Source organism: Candidatus Harpocratesius sp. (genome assembly GCF_054039255.1).
The window spans coordinates 65531-84908 of sequence record NZ_JBPLBG010000007.1 but is presented as its reverse complement, the minus strand read 5'-3'; the positions used below and the strand labels follow the sequence as shown (position 1 = coordinate 84908).

Here is a 19378-nt window from a genome sequence, read left to right as displayed (position 1 = left end):
TACTAACAAAACATTAACATACTTCTAAATTGTAAATTGAATAGTGAAAAATGAATAATTATCGCAACACATTTAGAATTTTGCCTGATAAAAATCTTTCTCGTGAGCCTAAGATAATTGATCCTAAATTAGTTAGTGGAAAAATTGAAGATTTAATTAAATTTGTGTATCACAGATTAAATCGAGATGGGGCAATAATAGGTGTAAGTGGTGGATTGGATTCAGCGGTTACTGCTTCTTTGACTGTGCGAGCTTTAGGAAAAGAAACTGTATTGGGAATAAATTTGCCAGAATTTGATAGTAAACCTATTCATCAAAAGCATGCAAAAAGGTTTGCACAAATTTTAGGCATTCAATTTAAACGAATAAATATTACTCGAATGGTCCGTGCTGCAGGTACATATAGAATATTACCATTAAGATTTTTACCTACAAGATATTTGCGTAATCGTGCAGTGGATTATGGAAAACGTCATTTTTTGAACAATCATGGGGATCATTTACTCCAAAATAGACTAGAATCTCCAAAAAATAAATGGATTGCTAAGGGTAATGCTTATGCTATAAGTAAACATCGGTTACGAATGGTGAAATTGTATCAACTCGCAGAATTGGGTAACTTAATGGTGGTTGGAGCAGCAAATCGCACAGAGTGGCTTACTGGAACATTTTCAAAATGGGGTGTTGATCATTGTGCTGATGTAATGCCCATTATGCATTTATATCGAACGCAAGTGGAACAACTGGCAGAATATTTAGAGATTCCGGATTGGATTCGTAACAAATATGCTGATCCTGATGTAATTCCTTCAATTTTAGATAAAGAATCACTTTTAGGAGGATTTCAGAAAGTGGATGAAATATTGATGACAGTTGAGGATTATTTTACGATGAAAGATCAGAATAATCAGAGTGATCAAAACATTCGAAAAATACTAAATGAAATAAAAAGTGAGCAAAAAAACGATACCAAAAACAGAAAAAAATTGTCACATTATCAATTTAATTTCCATCCTTCATTTATTGAATTTAAAAAAGGCCTTTATGAAAAGTTCAACAGAGATTTGGTTGACAGTACTCTTGCATTGGTTGAAAAATCTGCCCACATGCGTGTTTCTCCCTTCCATTTATAAAATTATAACGGTGAAATCCAATTTGCCAAAAAAAAATCAAAGAAAAAAGAAGAAGATTACTATAAAAAATATCGCTATTGGGGGTTGGTCAAATCCATTTTTAGAAAAAATGCGAATTCATCCACTAACAGAGCAAAAGTGTTCTGAATATAGTACTTCTGATGGATTACCCCTATTTTACAGAAAATGGATTCCAATAATGAAACTCAATCAGCGAGATGATAATCTCAAAATTTCTAAGATCGTTGTATGTTTGCATGGTTTACATTCTCATGGTCAAAAATTTGTGCTTTTAGCAGATCATCTGGCTCAATTTACCGATTCGAAAAGTTGGCGTGTTGTTGCTCCCGATCTTCGAGGACATGGTCTTAGTTGGAATGAATCGAATCCTCGTGGTGATATTCTTGATTTTTCTTTATGGCTTGCTGATATTGTCGAATTTATTTCTTTTTTGCGTAAGCAATATCCGAAATCTTCAATATTTATTGTAGCAGAGAGTATGGGCGCTGCAGTATCAATTTTAACAACCATAAAAATACAAAAAATGATTAATGGTTTGATTTTGCTATCACCTGCTCTAAAACCTTTTGCTCTTGCTGAAATTACATTAATCCAAAAATCATTTACATATGGGCTAATTGGTGGGATTGAGCGCCCTAATATCAAGGATCGAGGTCAAGGCCGCTATTCAACAAATTCTCAAGCTTATATTCAATATCAAATGAACGATCCGCTGAGACTTGATAAAATTACGCCCAGATATTATTATCAAGTGATAAAAATGGTTCATCAACTTAAACCGCTTGATTTTTCAAATTTTGTTCCTTCGTGCCTATTTTATGGCGATAAAGATGTTGTGGTTGATTTACAAGGTATGAAAGAATATATAAGACGTTTAGGTGGAACTGATAAAGCTTTACATTTGATTCCAAATGCTTTTCATGAGTTGTTAACAGATGTTCAAGCCCAAAAATATCATATTCTTAATAAAATCAAGCAGTGGATTGATAGTCACTGAAAATCTTTTTATTCAAACAGTTCTTTGAGTAAATTATGAATGCGATCTGGATCGCAATAAGTGAATTTATTATTGCAGGCGGGTTGATTCTTTTCTGGATTTATTTTTTTAAAGTTGAAAATCAAAATCCTAATAAATCTTCTGAATATCTTGCATTTGAGCGCTCCTTTCCTATTCCAGATCTGGTTTGGTTAACTCCTGCTTTAATCATTTCAGGGATAACTTTGTTACAGAATTCTAAAGTGGGTATAATTCTCACAATTGGATCAGGTGGGTCTTTACTTTTTCTTGGTTTGCTTGATACTTCTTTTAACATTCAAAACGAAGGATATACAAAATCATTAACAGATATGGTTATAAATCTAAGCATTAATATAACTTGTATTGGTATGGGAATAGTATTTTTAATTGTGGGTGGTTCTTGGATAACCTTTTAAAATATAATTAAATTATAATGGAAATTTAAAATCAAAATAATAATGCAAATGAATAAAATAAAGAGGAGAAATCATGAAAATAAAACAGCTAATTCAAAAACAACCATTTAGTGGAAAAATAGTAATTATTTGTGGTGCTTCAAAAGGTATAGGTTTCGCTACTGCAAAGTATGTTGCGCAATTTGGTGGAAACCTTTGTCTTGTAGCTCGAAATCAAGAAACTCTGCAACAGGCACAAGAAGAATGCCAAAAGCTTTGTTCAAATTCCAACCAATTTGTGGAAATGTTTGCTTGTGATACTACCGATGAAATAAAATTCCGCCAATTGTTTGATGAATTTGTTGCCAAACGGGGTGTTCCTGATTATATGATTAATGTTGTTGGTTATGCCCATCCTAGTTATCTTCAAAATTTAAAGATTGAAGATTTTCGTAATAATATGAATGTTAACTATTATGGACAGCTTGTTCCTATGATGTGCATTCTTCCATATTATTTGAAACAAAAGCGTGGATATTATGCTAATGTTGCTTCTCTTTCAAGTATAGTTGGAATAATTGGATATGCAACCTATACTCCCACAAAATTTGCAATTTACGGTTTGATAGAATCTATGCGGCACGAGTTAAAACCTTATAATATTAAATTTTCAATTATTTTTCCGCCAGATACTCAAACACCTGGTTTTAATGAAGAAAATAAGATTAAACCTTATGAATGCGTCGAGATTTCCAAATCGGGGAGTTTAATGTCTGCAGATGCAGTTGCTTTGAAATTTGTGAAAGGTATTTTAAAAGAAAATTATACAATTTATCCAGGAGATTCAAGTTGGGTGCAATTTATTCAACGTCACTGGCCAAAATTGGGTCATTTCATTATTGATACGCAGTTAAAATTGATTCAAAAGAAAATGAAGAAAAAGAAAATGAAATAAGAGATAATGAAGAAGAAATAATAATCATTATGACAATCAATTGACAATTTGCATCAATTACGTATTTTTTTTATCTAAATTAATTCAATCCTTTCGATCTGTGCTTTTTTCCAATTTTCTTTTTAAAAAATCAATAATTTTACTTACTTTCACTTAATTATAGTATATTTCAACTACATTTGTATAAAGATCGATAAATTTAGAGATGGAGGTGATAATTTTTGATTGTCTTAAGAGTGATGGAAATTTTTATTTTTTTTTTTGAGCTCTTTATGCATTTCTTTCGAACTAAGAAGTAGACTAATGGCGGCTACCATTAAAATTAAGCTAAAAGAAGTGAACCACTGCAAAGGTAAAAATGTTATCAATGCTCCACCAATAAGGGGTCCAATTATTTGAGCGAAAGTATCAATGGATGATGCGATTCCTTGAACTTTTCCCCGTTCCCAAGGGTTTGCTAAGTTTGAGATAAACGATGAAATCGATCCCCGAGTGGCACTTGTAGCTAAACTGTGAAATACGAGCATAATGATAAATTGATAAATTTGAGAAATAAAAATAAAAACGGTAAATTCGATTATATATAGAAGAAATCCAACAATTGCAAGACGATATTCGCCCCATTTCTTCAATGCTGGCATATAAATTGAGAATCTAGTTGTCAATTGAATTATAGCAGTTATCATAAGCAAAATTCCGATTTCAGATGTATCTAATCCAAATTTTTTATATCCAAAATTGGCTAAATTAGAGATAATTGTCATAAATCCAAATGATGAGAGAGCTAAAATCAGTAAAGCGCGTATCAGTGAAGTATGTTTGTACCATAATAGTCGAGGTGATTGCAAAGGGGAAATTGTTGAATATGAAGTTGATGTACTTGATGATGTCGCTAATACTTTTTCCCTTGATATTTTTCCAATTGGTATTTTTTCAATTGGTATTTTTCCCATCGATGCTGTTTTGGGTGATGGTGTTCTCGTCGATGATGTCATTGTTGATAATATGGGTGATTGATTTATTGATTGTTCAAATTTTTCTGATTTGTGTTCTATTTCAATATGCATAATTGGTTTATTATCAGTCTCTCCATTCATTCTACCTTCATCAGATTGATGATTTATAATATGAAGTGTTTTCCCCGTTTTAATGGGTGCGGTTTCTGGTAATCGCAAAAGCGTAATTGTAAATGTGAAAATAGATGTAAAAGCAGCAGCTAGACCAGGACCCGCAAGTCCAAATTGCGAATACAAGAATCCTCCAAGTGCTGGGGCAAAAAGATTGGCAAAATTATGTGCAATTCCTATATTGGTCATTTCCATTGCCATATCTTGTGGTTCGACGACATCGTTAATAACTGCTTTGGATATTGGAAAATTACCACCGAAAATTCCATCTACAATCCGAGAAATCAAAATCATATAATAAGAATTGGCAAAAGCTAAAAGAATAAATCCGAAAATGGTTCCTATTTGTGATAATTGAAGCAATGGCTTGCGCCCGTATTTATCTGATAATTTTCCCCAAATTGGGGCTGATAAAAATGAAAATAAACCATTTAGGGATGCAATGATACTTACTTGGAAGAAAGAAATATTAAATAGTCGAGTGAAATCTGGAAATACAGCAGTGAGTAACGAAAATCCAATTATATCAGAAAAAACAGCGAACCATAAAGGTCGAATGCTTTTATATTTTAGATTTCGTTTTTGTTTTTTAATAGATTGTAAAGCAGATCCATTTTGTTGTATTTGATCTACTTGTGATCGTTGCATTCTATGCCAAAAAGTTCCTGATTGCATTTGAATTGATGTATTATCCTATATAACTAAAAAAAATCATAGCTTTTTCATAATCGGTTAATAATATAATGCCCAATTTTTAAAAAGATCAAAAATCTAGAATCTTTAAGAGGGTTATATCTGAAATTTTTGAAGTGTTTGCAATGTTTAAACAAATTCTTTTGGTGCAGAAAAAAAGTAACCATGTTTTTAAACATAGAAGAATGATTTTAAGTGCACAAATTGGAACTTTTGTTTTAATTATTTTAATTTCCTTGTCTATTTTATCAACACCTAATGTAATTGCATGGAAAAACGGTTCCTATGCCTACAATTCATCAGATTATGATTATTCTACTGATTATGGCACACATGATTGGATTGCGGATGCCGCACTTGATTATCTTCTGGAGATTAATTCTTCTCATTGGAATTGGCTTAATGATCGTCGTGAAATCTTTTATGTCGGAACTGAAGCACCCGATAATTCAGGAGTATCCATGCAATTAGATGGAAAAAATATAACAGGTTTTGGTGATACTGTTTTACATCATATTTATTTTTATGAAAATGGCTCAATTTTAGCCAATGAAGATGATTCTGCAATACGCGCCAAGTGGTGCGGTGATTGGGCGGATGTATCTATGTCTGAAGGAAAATGGGATTCTGCTGCTTTTTATTTAGGTGCAATGACTCATTATTTGGCGGATATGAGCATGTATGCCCATGTCGCTCCAAATAATGTGGCACCTTTCTATCTAAATTTTGATGAGCATCATTCCACAGTTGAGGGTTATGTGAATACACGAACAAATGAAGTTGATGACATTGAAGAATTCTTTCAATTAAATATCAATATTACACAACTTTTACCTGAATCGCCTTATAACGCAGCAGTTGAATTAGCTTGGGATACTTACGCAGATCCAAATCCAACTTTGGCCTTTCATAGAGGTTCTGTATGGCTTCATGAAAATTTCTTTTCAGGATGGGCTCTAACAGTAGAACAACGCGAAGAAGAATCTAATTCCACAAAAATTGCATATTATGATAGAATTGAAGAAAATTTGAATAACGCTATTACCGCCTGTATTAAAAGCATTCTTGCTGTTGGTGAAAATTATACTTATTTTGATCAAAATACTAGCACAAGCATAACTTCAAGTACAACAAATACAGACTCTACTTCGAGTACAACAAATACAGAGTCCACTTCCAGTACAACTAACACTGATTCTACTTCTAATCCAACTAATTCTGACGATAGTGATACAGAATCAGGAAATAAAGGATTGCTTAATTTTATTTCTCTTCCTGATGGAATTTTCATCGGTTTGATGTTTTGGGGTGGTATTATTATAATTTTTTTGAAAAAAAGATTATATTGATGGAAGATAAATATGAAAAATAGTACCTGCATTAATTTGAGATTCAAAGGTTATATAACCATTATGTTTTTTTACAATTGCATAACAAGTGGCGAGACCTAAGCCATTTCCTTCTTTTTTTGTAGTGAAGTAGGGATCAAAAATATGTTTTTTAATAGAATCTGGAATTCCGATTCCTTCATCTTTAATTGAAATATGGATATAATTTCCAGATTTAAATGAAAATGAAGAATCATGAATTGTTGAAAATGATCGAGCTTCAGTAGTAATTGTTATAGTTCCTCCAGAGGGCATTGCTTGTTTTGCATTTATAAACAAGTTGTTAAAAAGTTGGCTCAATTGTCCAATTTCTCCTTTAATATGAGGCAAATTTGGAGAAAAAATTGTTTTATATAAGCAATTCGAGCCTCGCATTATTAAAGAAAGAGAATCATGGATAATTTGATGTAGATCGATTTCTTTAAATTGTTCAACTTGTTCTGAAGTTCTTGCGAAGTTTAAAAGTTGATCTGTTAAATCTCTTGCTCGTAAAGTTGCTTTCTCTAAATCTTGCAGTAATTCTTTATTTTCTTGTGATAATGAATTGTCTACTTGGAGAAGATTAACGATACCTAAAATAGAAACTAAAATATTGTTAAAATCATGTGCGATTCCACCAGCCATAAGGGAAATAGATTCCATTTTTTCTTCTCTCAACTGAGCTTGAAGAAATGATTCTTCCATTTTTGTTCTTTCTGTAATATCTTCAATTAATGCTAATATTGTATCATTTGAAGATAAAATTAATCTTGATTGAAAAAATCGTTGCCTTTTTTCTATATTTAAATGATAAGTAAAAGAAGTAGACTTTTTTTTTTCAATCAATAATTTAATATTTTTCTGTATCTTTTGATTTATATCTTGTGAGAAATATTCATAAATTGAACGATTGAGTATTTCTTTTTTTGGAGCGAGTAATAAGGATTCATTTCCAAAAACATCTAGGATTAATCCATTTGATTTTATATAAAAAATTAAATCAGGCAATTGTTGCAGCAAGTTTTCTATATCTGTTGAAAAATCTACTGGATAATAATTCTGAATTACAAATTTTTTATCAATATGAACAATGTATGAATGTGGACATGTAATATAACGTCTAATAAATATTGAAGTTGTTTTATGTTCTGTAATTTGGCATTGTATTATTATTTCTGGAGAAAGAAGAAAATAAGTAGATCTATGACAAATTGGACATGTAATGAAAATTGTTTCATATTTATTTTGTTTATCAAAAGATCTTTCTCCATTTGATTGTAAAATATTCCGATTTCGAAAGTTTGAAGCATTGCTCTTTAATACTAATGAATGAGAATGAATATCTTGAAGGTAATAAAAAAGAAAGTTGTTTGATTTATAGAAGATTGGAATCGCAACTATAATAGAAAGAAAAATTAAATAATAAAAAGGTCCGAATGATATAGATGTAAAAAAATCCCAAAGAGTATTTGCTAAGTTAAAAATCCAAATAAAATTATAAATTAGGGAATAGTAAAATAAATACAATAAAATTTGATTGCTTGAATCATGAATTTCCTTATATTTACGGTATGTTTTAATTAAAGCGGGAAAATATCCCCAAATTGTGTTAATCAATAATCCAATCGACAGCCAAAAATCTTCAATGTATTTACAGAAATAGCCACTTAAAATTATAAATCCAAAAATACCAATCAAAAAATCTTTGAATCTCAATTTTTGTGAGAATAGTCTTAAACAAAGGATTTTAAATGTAATATTTGAACAAATAAGAAATAAAGCTATTAAAAAGCCACGATCATAGATGAAAAGCCAAATTGAATTATTGAAATTACCAAGATAGTATCTCCAAATAAATTTTAAAGATGCTGATGCCCCAACACTTAATGTAAGAAAACAAAAATAAATCAAATTAATTTTAAATACAGAATTTTTTTGACTTTTCCATTTAAAATACATAAATATTTCAGAAATCAACAAGATCAGAAATATAATTGATTCGAGAATTGCGTAAAATAGAAAATCATCAACAAATAAAGCATCAAGGAAGATCATTAAACATACATCAAAGTTGATATTTTTGTAATTGAAAAAAAATTAGTTCCACGATCGTATATATCTTCCTAAATCTGTTGAATTCTTAAATAGTGAATAATAAAAACTTTTAAAAGTATTACAAACTGCTTTAGTTGATTTTTAATGTATGAATATAATCTTGACAAAGTGGCAAAACTTGCCATTAATTATGCAATTGGGGTAAAATCTGGTGATAAAGTACTCATTCAAGCCCCAATTGTTGCCCAAGAATTAATTCGTGCTTTAGTTTATGAAACTCTTCAAGCTGGAGGGCATCCAGAAGTTCGAGCTATTGTGCCAGGATTGCAAGAAATGACATTAATGTACGGCTCAGATGAACAATTACAATTTGTAAGTCCGATGTTTAAAACTGCAGTTGAAACATACGATGCTCTGATTAATGTTTTTGCTGATTATAATACACACAAACTTGAACAAATACCAGCCGAAAGATTACAAAAAGCACAAATGAGTAAAGATTTACAAGAATTAATGAAAACTTTTGAGAAACGCGAAAGTGCAGGTGAATTAAAATGGACAATTGTCCCTTTTCCATGTGATGCAATGGCTCAAGAAGCGGGAATGGATTTATTTACCTATGAAAAATTTGTTGCAGCCGCTTTAAAACTTAACGTGGATAATCCAGCTGAAGAATGGCGCAAGATTGAGCAGCAGCAAACATCTATTGTGGAACAATTAAACAAGGTCAAAACCATTCGAGTTGTAGGAGAAGATACTGATTTAACTGTAGATGTTTCTGGGCGAACTTGGGTGAATTCATGTGGGCATAAAAATCTTCCTGACGGTGAAATTTTCACTTCACCAGTAGAAGATAACATTAACGGGAAGATTCGCTTTACATACCCTGGCATTTTTCAAGGGAAAGAGATTGAAAATATTTATTTAGAAATTGAAAATGGGAAAGTTATCAAAGCCACAGCAGATAAAGGTCAAGAATTATTAGACAGTGTTCTGCAGATCCCAGGTGCAGATCATTTCGGAGAATTTGCCATTGGTACCAATTATGGGATAACCAAATTTACTAAAAACATGCTTTTCGATGAAAAAATTGGTGGAACTTTACATATGGCATTAGGTCGGGGTTTTCCTGAAACTGGCGGAAAAAATCAATCTACTATCCATTGGGATATTTTAAAAGATATGCACAGCGAAGAATCAATTATCTATGCTGATGATAAAATTATATATCAAGCTGGAAAATGGAAAATTGACTAATCATCTTTTTTATAATTTTATATTTTTTATATTTTTTAGACTTTTTAGACTTATTAGACTTCTTAGACTTTTTAGATTGTTCGCTTTTTTATCATTTCTGTTGATAAATTTCATTATTAATGTGAATACTTAGAATTTTATTATTCTAAAGATTAATTTAAGAAGGAAAAGTTTGTATCGTTAAAAAAAGGCATTGAAGAAAAATAAATTGACTTTTATCTAAAAAATAATAAAATATTTCGAATGAAAAATAAATTATTCATCCGAATCATCTGCATCGCAGAGTGCTACTGAAGAAACACTGTCATCTTCATCAAGTCTCATAACAATGACTCCTTGAGTCGCTCTTCCCGTTTCACGAATATCTTCTGTTCGAATTCGAATAATTATCCCCTTTGTACTTGCCAAAAGTAAATTTTTATTGCTGGGAATGGCTTTAACAGCCACAACCTCATCAGTATCATTGCGTAGTTTCACATTAATTACTCCCTTCCCACCACGATGAGTTAATCTATACAAATCTAATCTGCTATGCTTTCCATACCCCTCCTTGGTAATTGAAACTACAGTTGAATCTTGATCAGCAATTATGAAATCAATTACTTCATCATCTGGTCGTAATTTTATTCCTCTAACTCCACGAGCTGTTCTTCCCATAGATCGAATTTCATTCTCAATAAATCGAATTGCAAATCCTTTTTTTGTTGCCATAAGAATATTCTTACCAGGTGGACAATATTTCGCGCATACTAACGAATCACCCTCTAATATTGACATGCATCTAATTCCAGTCTTACGGATTTTTTCAAACGCTTTAAGATCTGTTTTTTTCACTAAACCTTTTGATGTTGAGAAAACTAAGAATGAATTTTCATCAAATTTCTGAATATTGGCGATATCTATTATTTTTTCATCTGATTGAAGTTGAATATAATTCACAATTGCTTTACCTTGAGAATTACGCGAAGATTTCGGAATACTAAATGCTGGAATCGAGTATACTCTTCCTTTTTGAGTAAAAAGGAGTACTGTATCATGTGAAGACCCGATAAACATTTCTTTTACAATATCTTCTTCTCGAATCTTCATTCCGCGTTTACCTTTTCCCCCTCTTCCTTGTGATTGATAATTCTCAAGAGTCATACGCTTTATTTTTTGATTTTGGGTGATTATTATTACACAATCTTCTTCTGGTTCTGTTTGAATTTGATCAATCGAAATCTCAGTTATGTCCATTCGAATTTCTGATTTTCGAGGATCACCATAATCTTTCATTAAAGCCAATGTTTCGTCTTTAATAATACCATGAAGTTTTGTTCGATCAGAAAGAATTTCCTCATAATATCGGATTTTCTTTAAGAGATCTTCTTTTTCATCAATTAATTTTTGAGTCTGTAGATTTGTCAAACGACTTAATGGCATTTTCAAAATTTCTTGCACTTGAAGTTCGCTAAATTGAAATTTTTCTTGGAGTTTTTTAGAAGCTTCTTGAGTGTTTGAACTTTGTTTGATGATTGCGATAACTGCATCTATATTATCAATGGCTTTAAGTAAACCTTCAATAATATGCATACGTTTTTTAGCTTTTGCCAATTCGAATTTAGTTCTTCTTGTAATAACGCGTTCGCGATGTTGGATAAATTCTTGAATGATTTCTACATAATTAAGTACTTTTGGTTGCTTTCCCTCATTTACCAGCATTAAATTAATAATACCAAAAGTAGTTTGTAATTGTGTACGCACATAAAGACGATTCAAACATGCATTTGCGTCAGAATTCTGCTTTAATTCAATAACAATACGCATTCCTGTTCGATCTGATTCATCTCTAATATCTGATATTTCTGGAACTGCTCCTTTGTTGACTAATCCTGCAATTGCTTCTATTAATCGTGCTTTATTTACCATATAAGGTATTTCTGTAATTATTACTGCATCTTTATTGCGACCTGCTCCGTCTTTTTCAATCTCACATTTTGCCCTTGTAATAATTTGCCCTCTTCCTGTTTCAACTGCATTAATAAATCCTTTATTCCCCATAATTAAACCTCCAGTTGGGAAATCAGGACCTTTAAGATATTTTAGAACATCTTGACTTGTAAGATTTTCAGGATCATTATCAATAGCATGGCAAATAAGCTGACCGATTTCATTGAGATTATGAGGTGCTATATTCGTTGACATACCAACTGCAATGCCTGAAGCTCCATTTAGCAAAATCAATGGTAATTTTGAAGGAAGAAAAACAGGTTCTTGAAGAGATCCATCGAAATTATCTTGAAAATCTACAGTATCTTTCTCAATATCTTGCAAAATCTCATTAGATATCTTAGCAAGCCTCGCTTCTGTATATCGCATCGCTGCGGCCGAATCACCATCAACAGAACCAAAGTTACCTTGACCATCGATTAATTGATACCTAACGGAAAAATCTTGAGCCATCCTAACCATTGCTTGATAAACACTTTGGTCTCCATGTGGGTGATATTTACCAAGACAATCTCCAACAATACGAGCGCTTTTAAAGTGTGGTCGATTGTAAAAGAAATTATTCTGAGCCATAGAAAACAAAATGCGCCGTTGCACAGGTTTAAGACCATCACGCACATCAGGTATTGCTCTTCCAATAATTACACTCATAGCATAATCTATGTATGATTTGCTTAATTCTTGTTTCAAGTCTCGATCTATGATTTGTGGAGATGAGATTGATTGATATTCGTTTGGAAGTGTTGGAGAAGTAGGATTTGGTGAATCTGGCATAATTTATACTCTCTTAATGATTATTATTCTTGATCAAAGGTAATTTAAAATTCATTTAAATATCTATATCCATAGCTTGGTGATAATGCTCCATTATATATTCTCGTCGAGGCTCAACTTCATCACCCATCAAAACAGCAAAAAGATTATCTGTTGTAGCAAAATCTGTATATTTTACTCGATGAAGTCGCCGCTTTTCCGGATTCATTGTCGTTTCCCACAACTCTTCCGGGTTCATTTCCCCAAGACCTTTGTATCGTTGAATTTTGATTTTATCCGGATCTGGAATATTATATTTTTTCATGAATTTCGATAATTCTTCATTTAGTTTCTTTGGATCATCTTCAATATAAAGATAGTCAAAGTGTTTCTTATATGAAATCTTATAAATTGGAGGGACTGCCAAATAGACATGTTTTGCTTCAATTAATGGGCGCATATAGCGAAAAAAGAAAGTAAGCAGTAATGTTTCAATATGGTGGCCATCTACATCAGCATCGGCCATTATTATGATTTTATGATAGCGTAAATTAGATAAATCGAATGAAATCTCTCCATTTTCACTGTGATCGGCATTTCCTTCACCTTCTCCATTTTCATCTTCAGGTTCTGGAATAAGAGAAGGATCATGAATTCCTATACCAATTGCTTTTATCATGGCAGCGATTTCTTTATTGGCAAGAATTTTTGCTAGTCTGGATTTTTCCACATTGAGAATTTTTCCCCTAAGAGGTAAAATAGCCTGAGTGGCGCGATTTCTTCCTTGTTTTGCTGAACCACCAGCAGAATCTCCTTCAACAATAAAGATTTCGCATTCTTCAGGATTTTTTGAAGAACAATCGGCTAATTTACCTGGTAATCGTAGACTATCAAGAGCTGATTTTCTTCGTGTTAATTCTCTTGCTTTTTGACTAGCAATACGCGCCTTTTGTGCTAAAACTGATTTTTGCAAAATATGTCGGGCTTCACCTGGATGTGTGTCAAAATGATGCATAATTTCTGAAAAGACAAGTTCAGAAACAATTCCTTTAACTTCTGGATTACCTAATTTTGTTTTTGTTTGACCTTCAAATTGTGGCTCTGGGACCCGAACAGCTAAGACCGCAACTAAACCTTCTCGAACATCAGAACCTTTCAAACCTTTTTCTCCGATATCTTTAAACTCACGTGGATGTTCTTTAATATAATTATTAAAAACTCGGGTAATTGCAGTTTTGAACCCAGTTAAATGAGTTCCTCCTTCAATTGTGTTAATATTATTAACAAAACTATAAATTAGTTCATTATAACTTTCATTATATTGGAATGCGATTTCTGCAACTACTCCATTTTTCGATTTGGATAAATGAATGGGAGTTGGGTGTAAAGTTTTCTTATTTTTATTAAGATACATTACAAAATCAGAGACGCCATTTTCATATTTGAATACTTCTCGATTAGGAGAATTTGGTCGAGCATCAATAATTTCAATTTCAATAGGATTAAGAAAAGCCAGATCTCGCAGTCGAGATGAAAGATATTCATAATCGAATTGAAATTCATCAGGAGGGATGCTTGTAAATATCTCTTTATCTGGATAAAATGTAATTTCGGTTCCATTTTCTATTTCGGAATCTGGTTCTTCAAATTCCTGAGTTGGTTGAATGATTTTTCCTTTTCCGACTTTTAATTCATAACGTTTATTTTTACGCCAGACTTTGATTTGGACCCATTCTGAGCAAGCATTTACTACTGCTAAACCTACCCCGTGTAAACCGCCCGAAACAGCATAAGATTTTTTATCAAATTTTCCTCCTGAATGAAGTGAAGAAAAGATAACTTCTAAAGTGGGTATCTTTTTTATCGGATGAATTTCTGTAGGAATTCCACGCCCATTATCTCGAACAGTGCATGAATTATCAGGATTTAAAATAAGAGTAATTTTTGAACAATAGCCACCAATTGCTTCATCAATACTATTATCAATAACTTCAAATGCTAAATGGTGAAATCCTTTTTTTCCAGTACTTCCAATATACATTGCTGGTCGTTTACGGACACCATCTAAACCTTCCAACACCACAATGTTATTAGCGTCATACTTATTTTGTACGGATGGCTGTAGTTGTTCTATGTTTTTATTTTCTTGAGTAAAGTTGGTATTATTGTCTTTATTGTTATTAGAAATTTCCTTTTGAACATTGGTATTTTCCTTTTGAACATTAGTATTTTCTTGAGATACATTAGTCACGGAAAGTTTCACCTATTGATTCGACAAAAAGCAATGTTTGGTGTCAAAACTAGAAACAGTTTTTGCTTCTGTAAATAAAAGAAAGGTTTGGCAACTAAAAAGAGTTATGTTCTTTAAAATCTTCTCTATCAAAATATAGGCAAGAAAAATGCAAAATTTTTCAAGATCATTATTAATTAACCTAGGCTTAAATTTCAGTATTTATCATTCAACTAAATCCAAAAATAATGTGTTATATTATTATAATATATGGGAATAATACAATCATATCTTTCAAATAGAGTTTTTGTTGGTGATCTATATCCAGTTCACTTAATGGGAATAATCAATCTGAGCCCTGAAAGTTTCTTTAAAGAATCATTTATACCAAAAGATGCTATACTGCCTCAAATTATGGATGATTTGGCAAATGGTGCGACTTTCCTTGATTTTGGAGCAAGATCAACAGCTCCATGGTCAGATCCCATTACAATCAATGAAGAGTATGCTCGAGTGGAGCAAGCATTAAAAATCGCCCTTCCACACATTCCAAAGAGCGTAGTTCTTTCAATTGATACTCAGTATTCTGAAATTGTTGAATTAGCTATAAAATTGGCTGCCCCATATGATATTCCTCTTTTGATTAATGATATTTCTTCATTTCACACTGATCCAAAAATAAAAGATATGGTTGTTTCTCACAATCTTCCTGTTTGTTTGATGGCAACTCAAGAGAAACCAGGAGATGCAAAAAGTATAAGTGAAATTTTGCATGCTCTATTTTCAACAATTGAATCATTATCTAGCGACAATTATGATCTTTCTCAAGTAATTATCGATCCAGGAGTAGGAAAATGGATAGCAGAAAAGACATTTGAATATGATTTAGAAATGCTTCATTCTCTGGAAGATTTTCGAGCACTTCAAGCTCCAATTTTAGTTGGCTTGTCTAGAAAATCTTTCATTGGTTCAGTTTTGGAGAAAAAAAATCCAATAGAAAGATTAGATGGGAGCCTTGCTGCTACTTCAGTTGCTGTTTTTAATGGTGCTCATATAATTCGTGCCCATCAAATTACTAAAAAATTGCGCGAGACAGTTCAGATGGCATCAGCAATTCGAAAGAATGTTATTCAAACGCAAATAAAAGATCAGAAAGCAGTATTACTCCCAAATTTTCATACAAAAGAAGCAGCAGAAATCTTTCTTCGTAGATCAGGTGTATCTAAAGGTGGAGCAGCAATTATGAGGCAGAAAATGATTCATCGCCTAATTCAAATTGATAATTTAACTGCACCGCAAGCTTTGATATTAAAACAAGAAATGCTGGCTCGAAATGGAGAAGTGGCAATTCATAAAGATGTAATCACCACAGAGAATCAAAAATACGAAAAAAAATTCACTGTTGTATTAATGGGAACACAGTTGGAGTTCCAGAAATTAATCAGTAAATTAAAAAATCAAGATTTGGAATTAAATCAGATAGGAATGATGATTGAACGACTCATTCAGCAAGCAGAAACCCCAAAAACTAATTTTTCAAAGATATTAAAGATTATAAAAAATAAAACTAATCCGTAGCCACGACAGATGAAAAAATAATTTAATCATTTAAAAAATATTACAGAGAATTGAAAATGCTAACAGCAATCGGACTTAAAACCACACACATCATTAAACAAGGCGAAGATTTATTTACTGTATTATGTGATACTTTTGAAGCAAATACTCAATTTCCTAAAGAAAAATCTATACTTGTAATTGCAGAAACTGTTGTAGGAACTTGTCAAAACCGAATAGTTCGGTTATCTGATGTGGAAAATTGTTCTTTAGAAGCTGAAGAGCTAAGTGAGAAATATAATGTAGATCCCAAATTTGCTGAATTAATAATTCGAGAAGCTGATGAAATTGTTGGTGGTATTCCAGGTATGATTTTTACGCTTAAAGATGGGATTCTCATCGCAAATGCAGGTATTGATAAATCAAATGCAGGAGATGAAGATCAATATTCTTTATGGCCTTCTAATCCTTTTAATGTTGCTGCTGAATTATGTCAAGAAATTAAAAGTAAATATAGACTGAAAGATTTCGGTGTCATTATATCTGATTCGAGAGTTCAACCACTACGAAGAGGAATCGTAGGTGTAGCAATCGGAGTCGCTGGATTTAAGCCTATTATTGATTGTCGTGGTCGATGTGATCTTTATGGGCATAAAATGGAATGGACAACTCGTGCTATGGCTGATCAAATTTCAGATGTAGCGCACATTTTAATGGGTGAATGTGACGAGCAAACACCATTCATTTTAGTAAACAATGTGCCTGTGAATTTTACTAATGAGCTCATCGACCCACAATCCATGATTATGCCAAAAAAGGAAGATCTTTTCAGCCGAATCTTTAATTTTTAATCTTAATTTTTTATTGTTAATTTAGGTGACAATTTTTAGAAAATTTTAATCTTATAATCTTATAATCTCATGATCTCATGATCTCTTGAATATATTCATGGATGAAAACTATGGAATCTCAATCCAAACACCGAAGAAAATTCGGTCAGCATTATACATCTTCTGGAATTTTTCGAGAATTTATCCTACCTACCATTCAATCTGAGTTATATAACTATATTTGGGTCGATTTATATGCTGGGTCCGGTAATCTAATTCTTCCAATTTTAGAAAACATTTCTGAATCAAAACGAATTAATTTTTTCAAAAATCATATATTTTTATTTGATATTCAAGAGAAAAGCATTGAAGAAGCAATTTCTAATGCAAAACTATATGGAATTCCTAAACCCATCGCTGAAAAAAATATTATGCTATGGGATTCTTTGAAATCATTCCCTGATTTACTGAAAAACCTACCTAAATCATATCCAATTTTTCATATAACTAATCCTCCCTATCTATATTTGGGGTATATTTCAAAACATCGTGAAACACAAAGTCATTTACAGTATTTTGCAGGTGTAAATGAAGGATATCAAGATCTTTATCAAATTGCATTGATGAATGATCTCCGTCAAGCTATTTCTCGCATGATTTACATTATTCCAACTAATTTTTTATTCGGAAATTCAGTTTCAAATCAATTCAGGGATAGTTTTTTGCCACACTATAAAATTCAACAAGCATTCATATTTGAAAAGCCGATTTTTGAATTTACAGGGATGAATGTTGGTATCTTTTTCTTTATCAAAAAAATCCAAAAAAAGAAAGAAGTAGTTGAATTTTCTGCAATAAAAATTAACACTAAGAAGATTTCTAAAAAATATATACTGCATCCGAGTTATCATTATAGAGCTGGAACAACATTTGAAGAATTTACTCAAAACTACAGATGTAGAACACCAATAAAACTACACTATTATTTAAAAGTTCAAGAAGTTTTAGAACATCCTGGTGATAAAGTTATTTCTGTAATTGATGCCAATAAATACTTCAAAAATAAGTATCAACGACAAAAAATATATATTAATTCAGAATTAGCAGAAAAAATCTACAAAAATATTCTATGGGTTAGAACTGTTGATACAGGAAAATGGGAAGGAAGAGCAGGATTATATGAAATTTATGCTAGTTTTGGAGTATCTGGAATTTTAGTAACAAAAAACACATACAGAACTAATCCTATTCAAATTTTCTTTGATTCACCATTAACTATTTCTGATCAGCGCCTTTTGCAACAATATGTTAATATTATTCTTGAATATTTACGTACTAAATCTGATAGCGAGTTCCTTACTTCTTATAAGTATTCTTCAGGTGATTATATCCGGAAATATTTCGGACTTTCCCAAGCTCGAAAAATAATTGAAACCTGTCCTTTGCTTTTGATGAAACCTCAAGAAAAGGAAGATTTTCGTAAAAATCTAGAACAAAAAGATATCCAAAAGATTCTTAAATTTTGTAAAAAATATTCACAAAAGGGTGAAAATAATGTCAGCTGAAAGCCCAAATGATGAAAATTTCACAATTCAACAATTTAGAACAATTCTCAAGCAATTTGTTGCTGATCGAGATTGGGAAAAATATCACACTCCACGAGCGCTTTCTGAAGCAATATCAATTGAAGCGGGAGAATTGCTAGAAAACTTCCTTTTTAAACCAGATGACTATTTTCACGGAGATTTAACACCTATAACTGATGAAATTGCTGATGTTTTTATATATTTATTGAATTTGGTTAACAGTTTAAAACTTCCTAATTTTACTGAAATCGTTCTTCGTAAAATTGAAAAAAATAGTAAAAAGTATCCTATTGAACAATTCAGTGGAGATAATTATTCAAAGCAATAGATTCGTGAATTTCATTGTTAATTTTTATATTTGGGCAAAATTATTCAGATTTAGTAGATAGTAATAGAGCCTTAATATTTAATG

General features: G+C 31.7%; 14 protein-coding genes. 10 read left to right on the top strand and 4 right to left on the bottom strand.

Annotated elements, in window-relative coordinates; genetic code table 11:
- The first annotated feature begins 50 nt into the window (after positions 1-50).
- From nadE to ACXLDF_RS01715, 4 genes are all read left to right on the top strand, one after another.
- Positions 51-1133, top strand: coding sequence for an NAD(+) synthase (gene nadE, locus ACXLDF_RS01730; protein WP_457556765.1), 1083 nt, complete (start codon positions 51-53; stop codon positions 1131-1133).
- A gap of 22 nt (positions 1134-1155) precedes the next feature.
- Positions 1156-2151 carry an alpha/beta fold hydrolase gene (locus ACXLDF_RS01725; protein ID WP_457556764.1) on the top strand — a complete coding sequence of 332 codons (996 nt, stop codon included), beginning with the start codon at positions 1156-1158 and terminating at the stop codon, positions 2149-2151.
- Positions 2152-2186: 35 nt separating this feature from the next.
- Positions 2187-2588 carry a hypothetical protein gene (locus ACXLDF_RS01720; RefSeq protein WP_457556763.1) on the top strand — a complete coding sequence of 134 codons (402 nt, stop codon included), beginning with the start codon at positions 2187-2189 and terminating at the stop codon, positions 2586-2588.
- A gap of 73 nt (positions 2589-2661) precedes the next feature.
- Positions 2662-3522, top strand: coding sequence for an SDR family oxidoreductase (locus ACXLDF_RS01715; RefSeq protein WP_457556762.1), 861 nt, complete (start codon positions 2662-2664; stop codon positions 3520-3522).
- 230 nt (positions 3523-3752) lie between these two features.
- Here ACXLDF_RS01715 and ACXLDF_RS01710 read toward each other — a convergent pair whose 3' ends face one another.
- Positions 3753-5324, bottom strand: coding sequence for an MFS transporter (locus ACXLDF_RS01710; RefSeq protein WP_457556761.1), 1572 nt, complete (start codon positions 5322-5324; stop codon positions 3753-3755).
- 143 nt (positions 5325-5467) lie between these two features.
- On the opposite strand from ACXLDF_RS01710, the gene ACXLDF_RS01705 reads away from it, so the two are divergent.
- Positions 5468-6691 (top strand): zinc dependent phospholipase C family protein, encoded by a 1224-nt coding sequence (locus ACXLDF_RS01705; protein WP_457556760.1) that lies wholly within the window; start codon positions 5468-5470, stop codon positions 6689-6691.
- Here the strand turns inward: ACXLDF_RS01705 and ACXLDF_RS01700 are convergent.
- Positions 6683-8764 carry a two-component system sensor histidine kinase NtrB gene (locus tag ACXLDF_RS01700; protein ID WP_457556759.1) on the bottom strand — a complete coding sequence of 694 codons (2082 nt, stop codon included), beginning with the start codon at positions 8762-8764 and terminating at the stop codon, positions 6683-6685. The genes ACXLDF_RS01705 and ACXLDF_RS01700 overlap by 9 nt on opposite strands.
- Before the next feature lie 144 nt (positions 8765-8908).
- Here ACXLDF_RS01700 and ACXLDF_RS01695 point away from each other — a divergent pair, with 144 nt between their 5' ends.
- Entirely contained in the window at positions 8909-10021 is a 1113-nt protein-coding gene (locus tag ACXLDF_RS01695) for an aminopeptidase (protein WP_457556758.1), read from the top strand.
- Positions 10022-10276: 255 nt separating this feature from the next.
- Here ACXLDF_RS01695 and gyrA read toward each other — a convergent pair whose 3' ends face one another.
- Together gyrA and ACXLDF_RS01685 are read right to left on the bottom strand one after the other, a co-directional pair.
- Complete coding sequence (gene gyrA / locus ACXLDF_RS01690) at positions 10277-12784, bottom strand: DNA gyrase subunit A (protein ID WP_457556757.1); 2508 nt, start codon at positions 12782-12784, stop codon at positions 10277-10279.
- A 55-nt stretch (positions 12785-12839) separates the two neighbouring features.
- On the bottom strand, positions 12840-14897 hold the full coding sequence (locus ACXLDF_RS01685; protein WP_457556795.1) for a DNA gyrase/topoisomerase IV subunit B: 2058 nt from the start codon (positions 14895-14897) through the stop codon (positions 12840-12842).
- A 366-nt stretch (positions 14898-15263) separates the two neighbouring features.
- On the opposite strand from ACXLDF_RS01685, the gene folP reads away from it, so the two are divergent.
- The 4 genes from folP (at position 15264) to ACXLDF_RS01665 (ending at position 19294) form a co-directional block, all read left to right on the top strand.
- The gene (gene folP, locus ACXLDF_RS01680) at positions 15264-16571 is read left to right on the top strand and encodes a dihydropteroate synthase (protein WP_457556756.1); all 1308 of its coding nucleotides are present in this window, start codon (positions 15264-15266) and stop codon (positions 16569-16571) included.
- Between the two features lie 56 nt (positions 16572-16627).
- Positions 16628-17401 carry a coenzyme F420-0:L-glutamate ligase gene (locus tag ACXLDF_RS01675; protein ID WP_457556755.1) on the top strand — a complete coding sequence of 258 codons (774 nt, stop codon included), beginning with the start codon at positions 16628-16630 and terminating at the stop codon, positions 17399-17401.
- Between the two features lie 110 nt (positions 17402-17511).
- On the top strand, positions 17512-18945 hold the full coding sequence (locus ACXLDF_RS01670) for an N-6 DNA methylase (protein WP_457556754.1): 1434 nt from the start codon (positions 17512-17514) through the stop codon (positions 18943-18945).
- Positions 18935-19294 (top strand): nucleotide pyrophosphohydrolase, encoded by a 360-nt coding sequence (locus tag ACXLDF_RS01665; RefSeq protein ID WP_457556753.1) that lies wholly within the window; start codon positions 18935-18937, stop codon positions 19292-19294. Before ACXLDF_RS01670 ends, ACXLDF_RS01665 begins: the two co-directional genes overlap by 11 nt.
- The last annotated feature ends 84 nt before the right edge of the window (positions 19295-19378 follow it).

Excerpts from the sequence above, each read along its gene's own strand:
- ACXLDF_RS01720 (WP_457556763.1), top strand. The coding sequence starts at position 2,187 with ATGAATGCGATCTGGATCGCAATAAGTGAATTTATTATTGCAGGCGGG.
- ACXLDF_RS01675 (WP_457556755.1), top strand. The coding sequence starts at position 16,628 with ATGCTAACAGCAATCGGACTTAAAACCACACACATCATTAAACAAGGC.
- ACXLDF_RS01700 (WP_457556759.1), bottom strand. The coding sequence starts at position 8,764 with ATGATCTTCCTTGATGCTTTATTTGTTGATGATTTTCTATTTTACGCA.
- ACXLDF_RS01710 (WP_457556761.1), bottom strand. The coding sequence starts at position 5,324 with ATGCAATCAGGAACTTTTTGGCATAGAATGCAACGATCACAAGTAGAT.
- folP (WP_457556756.1), top strand. The coding sequence starts at position 15,264 with ATGGGAATAATACAATCATATCTTTCAAATAGAGTTTTTGTTGGTGAT.
- ACXLDF_RS01665 (WP_457556753.1), top strand. The coding sequence starts at position 18,935 with ATGTCAGCTGAAAGCCCAAATGATGAAAATTTCACAATTCAACAATTT.
- ACXLDF_RS01695 (WP_457556758.1), top strand. The coding sequence starts at position 8,909 with ATGTATGAATATAATCTTGACAAAGTGGCAAAACTTGCCATTAATTAT.
- ACXLDF_RS01715 (WP_457556762.1), top strand. The coding sequence starts at position 2,662 with ATGAAAATAAAACAGCTAATTCAAAAACAACCATTTAGTGGAAAAATA.
- nadE (WP_457556765.1), top strand. The coding sequence starts at position 51 with ATGAATAATTATCGCAACACATTTAGAATTTTGCCTGATAAAAATCTT.
- ACXLDF_RS01705 (WP_457556760.1), top strand. The coding sequence starts at position 5,468 with ATGTTTAAACAAATTCTTTTGGTGCAGAAAAAAAGTAACCATGTTTTT.
- ACXLDF_RS01670 (WP_457556754.1), top strand. The coding sequence starts at position 17,512 with ATGGAATCTCAATCCAAACACCGAAGAAAATTCGGTCAGCATTATACA.
- gyrA (WP_457556757.1), bottom strand. The coding sequence starts at position 12,784 with ATGCCAGATTCACCAAATCCTACTTCTCCAACACTTCCAAACGAATAT.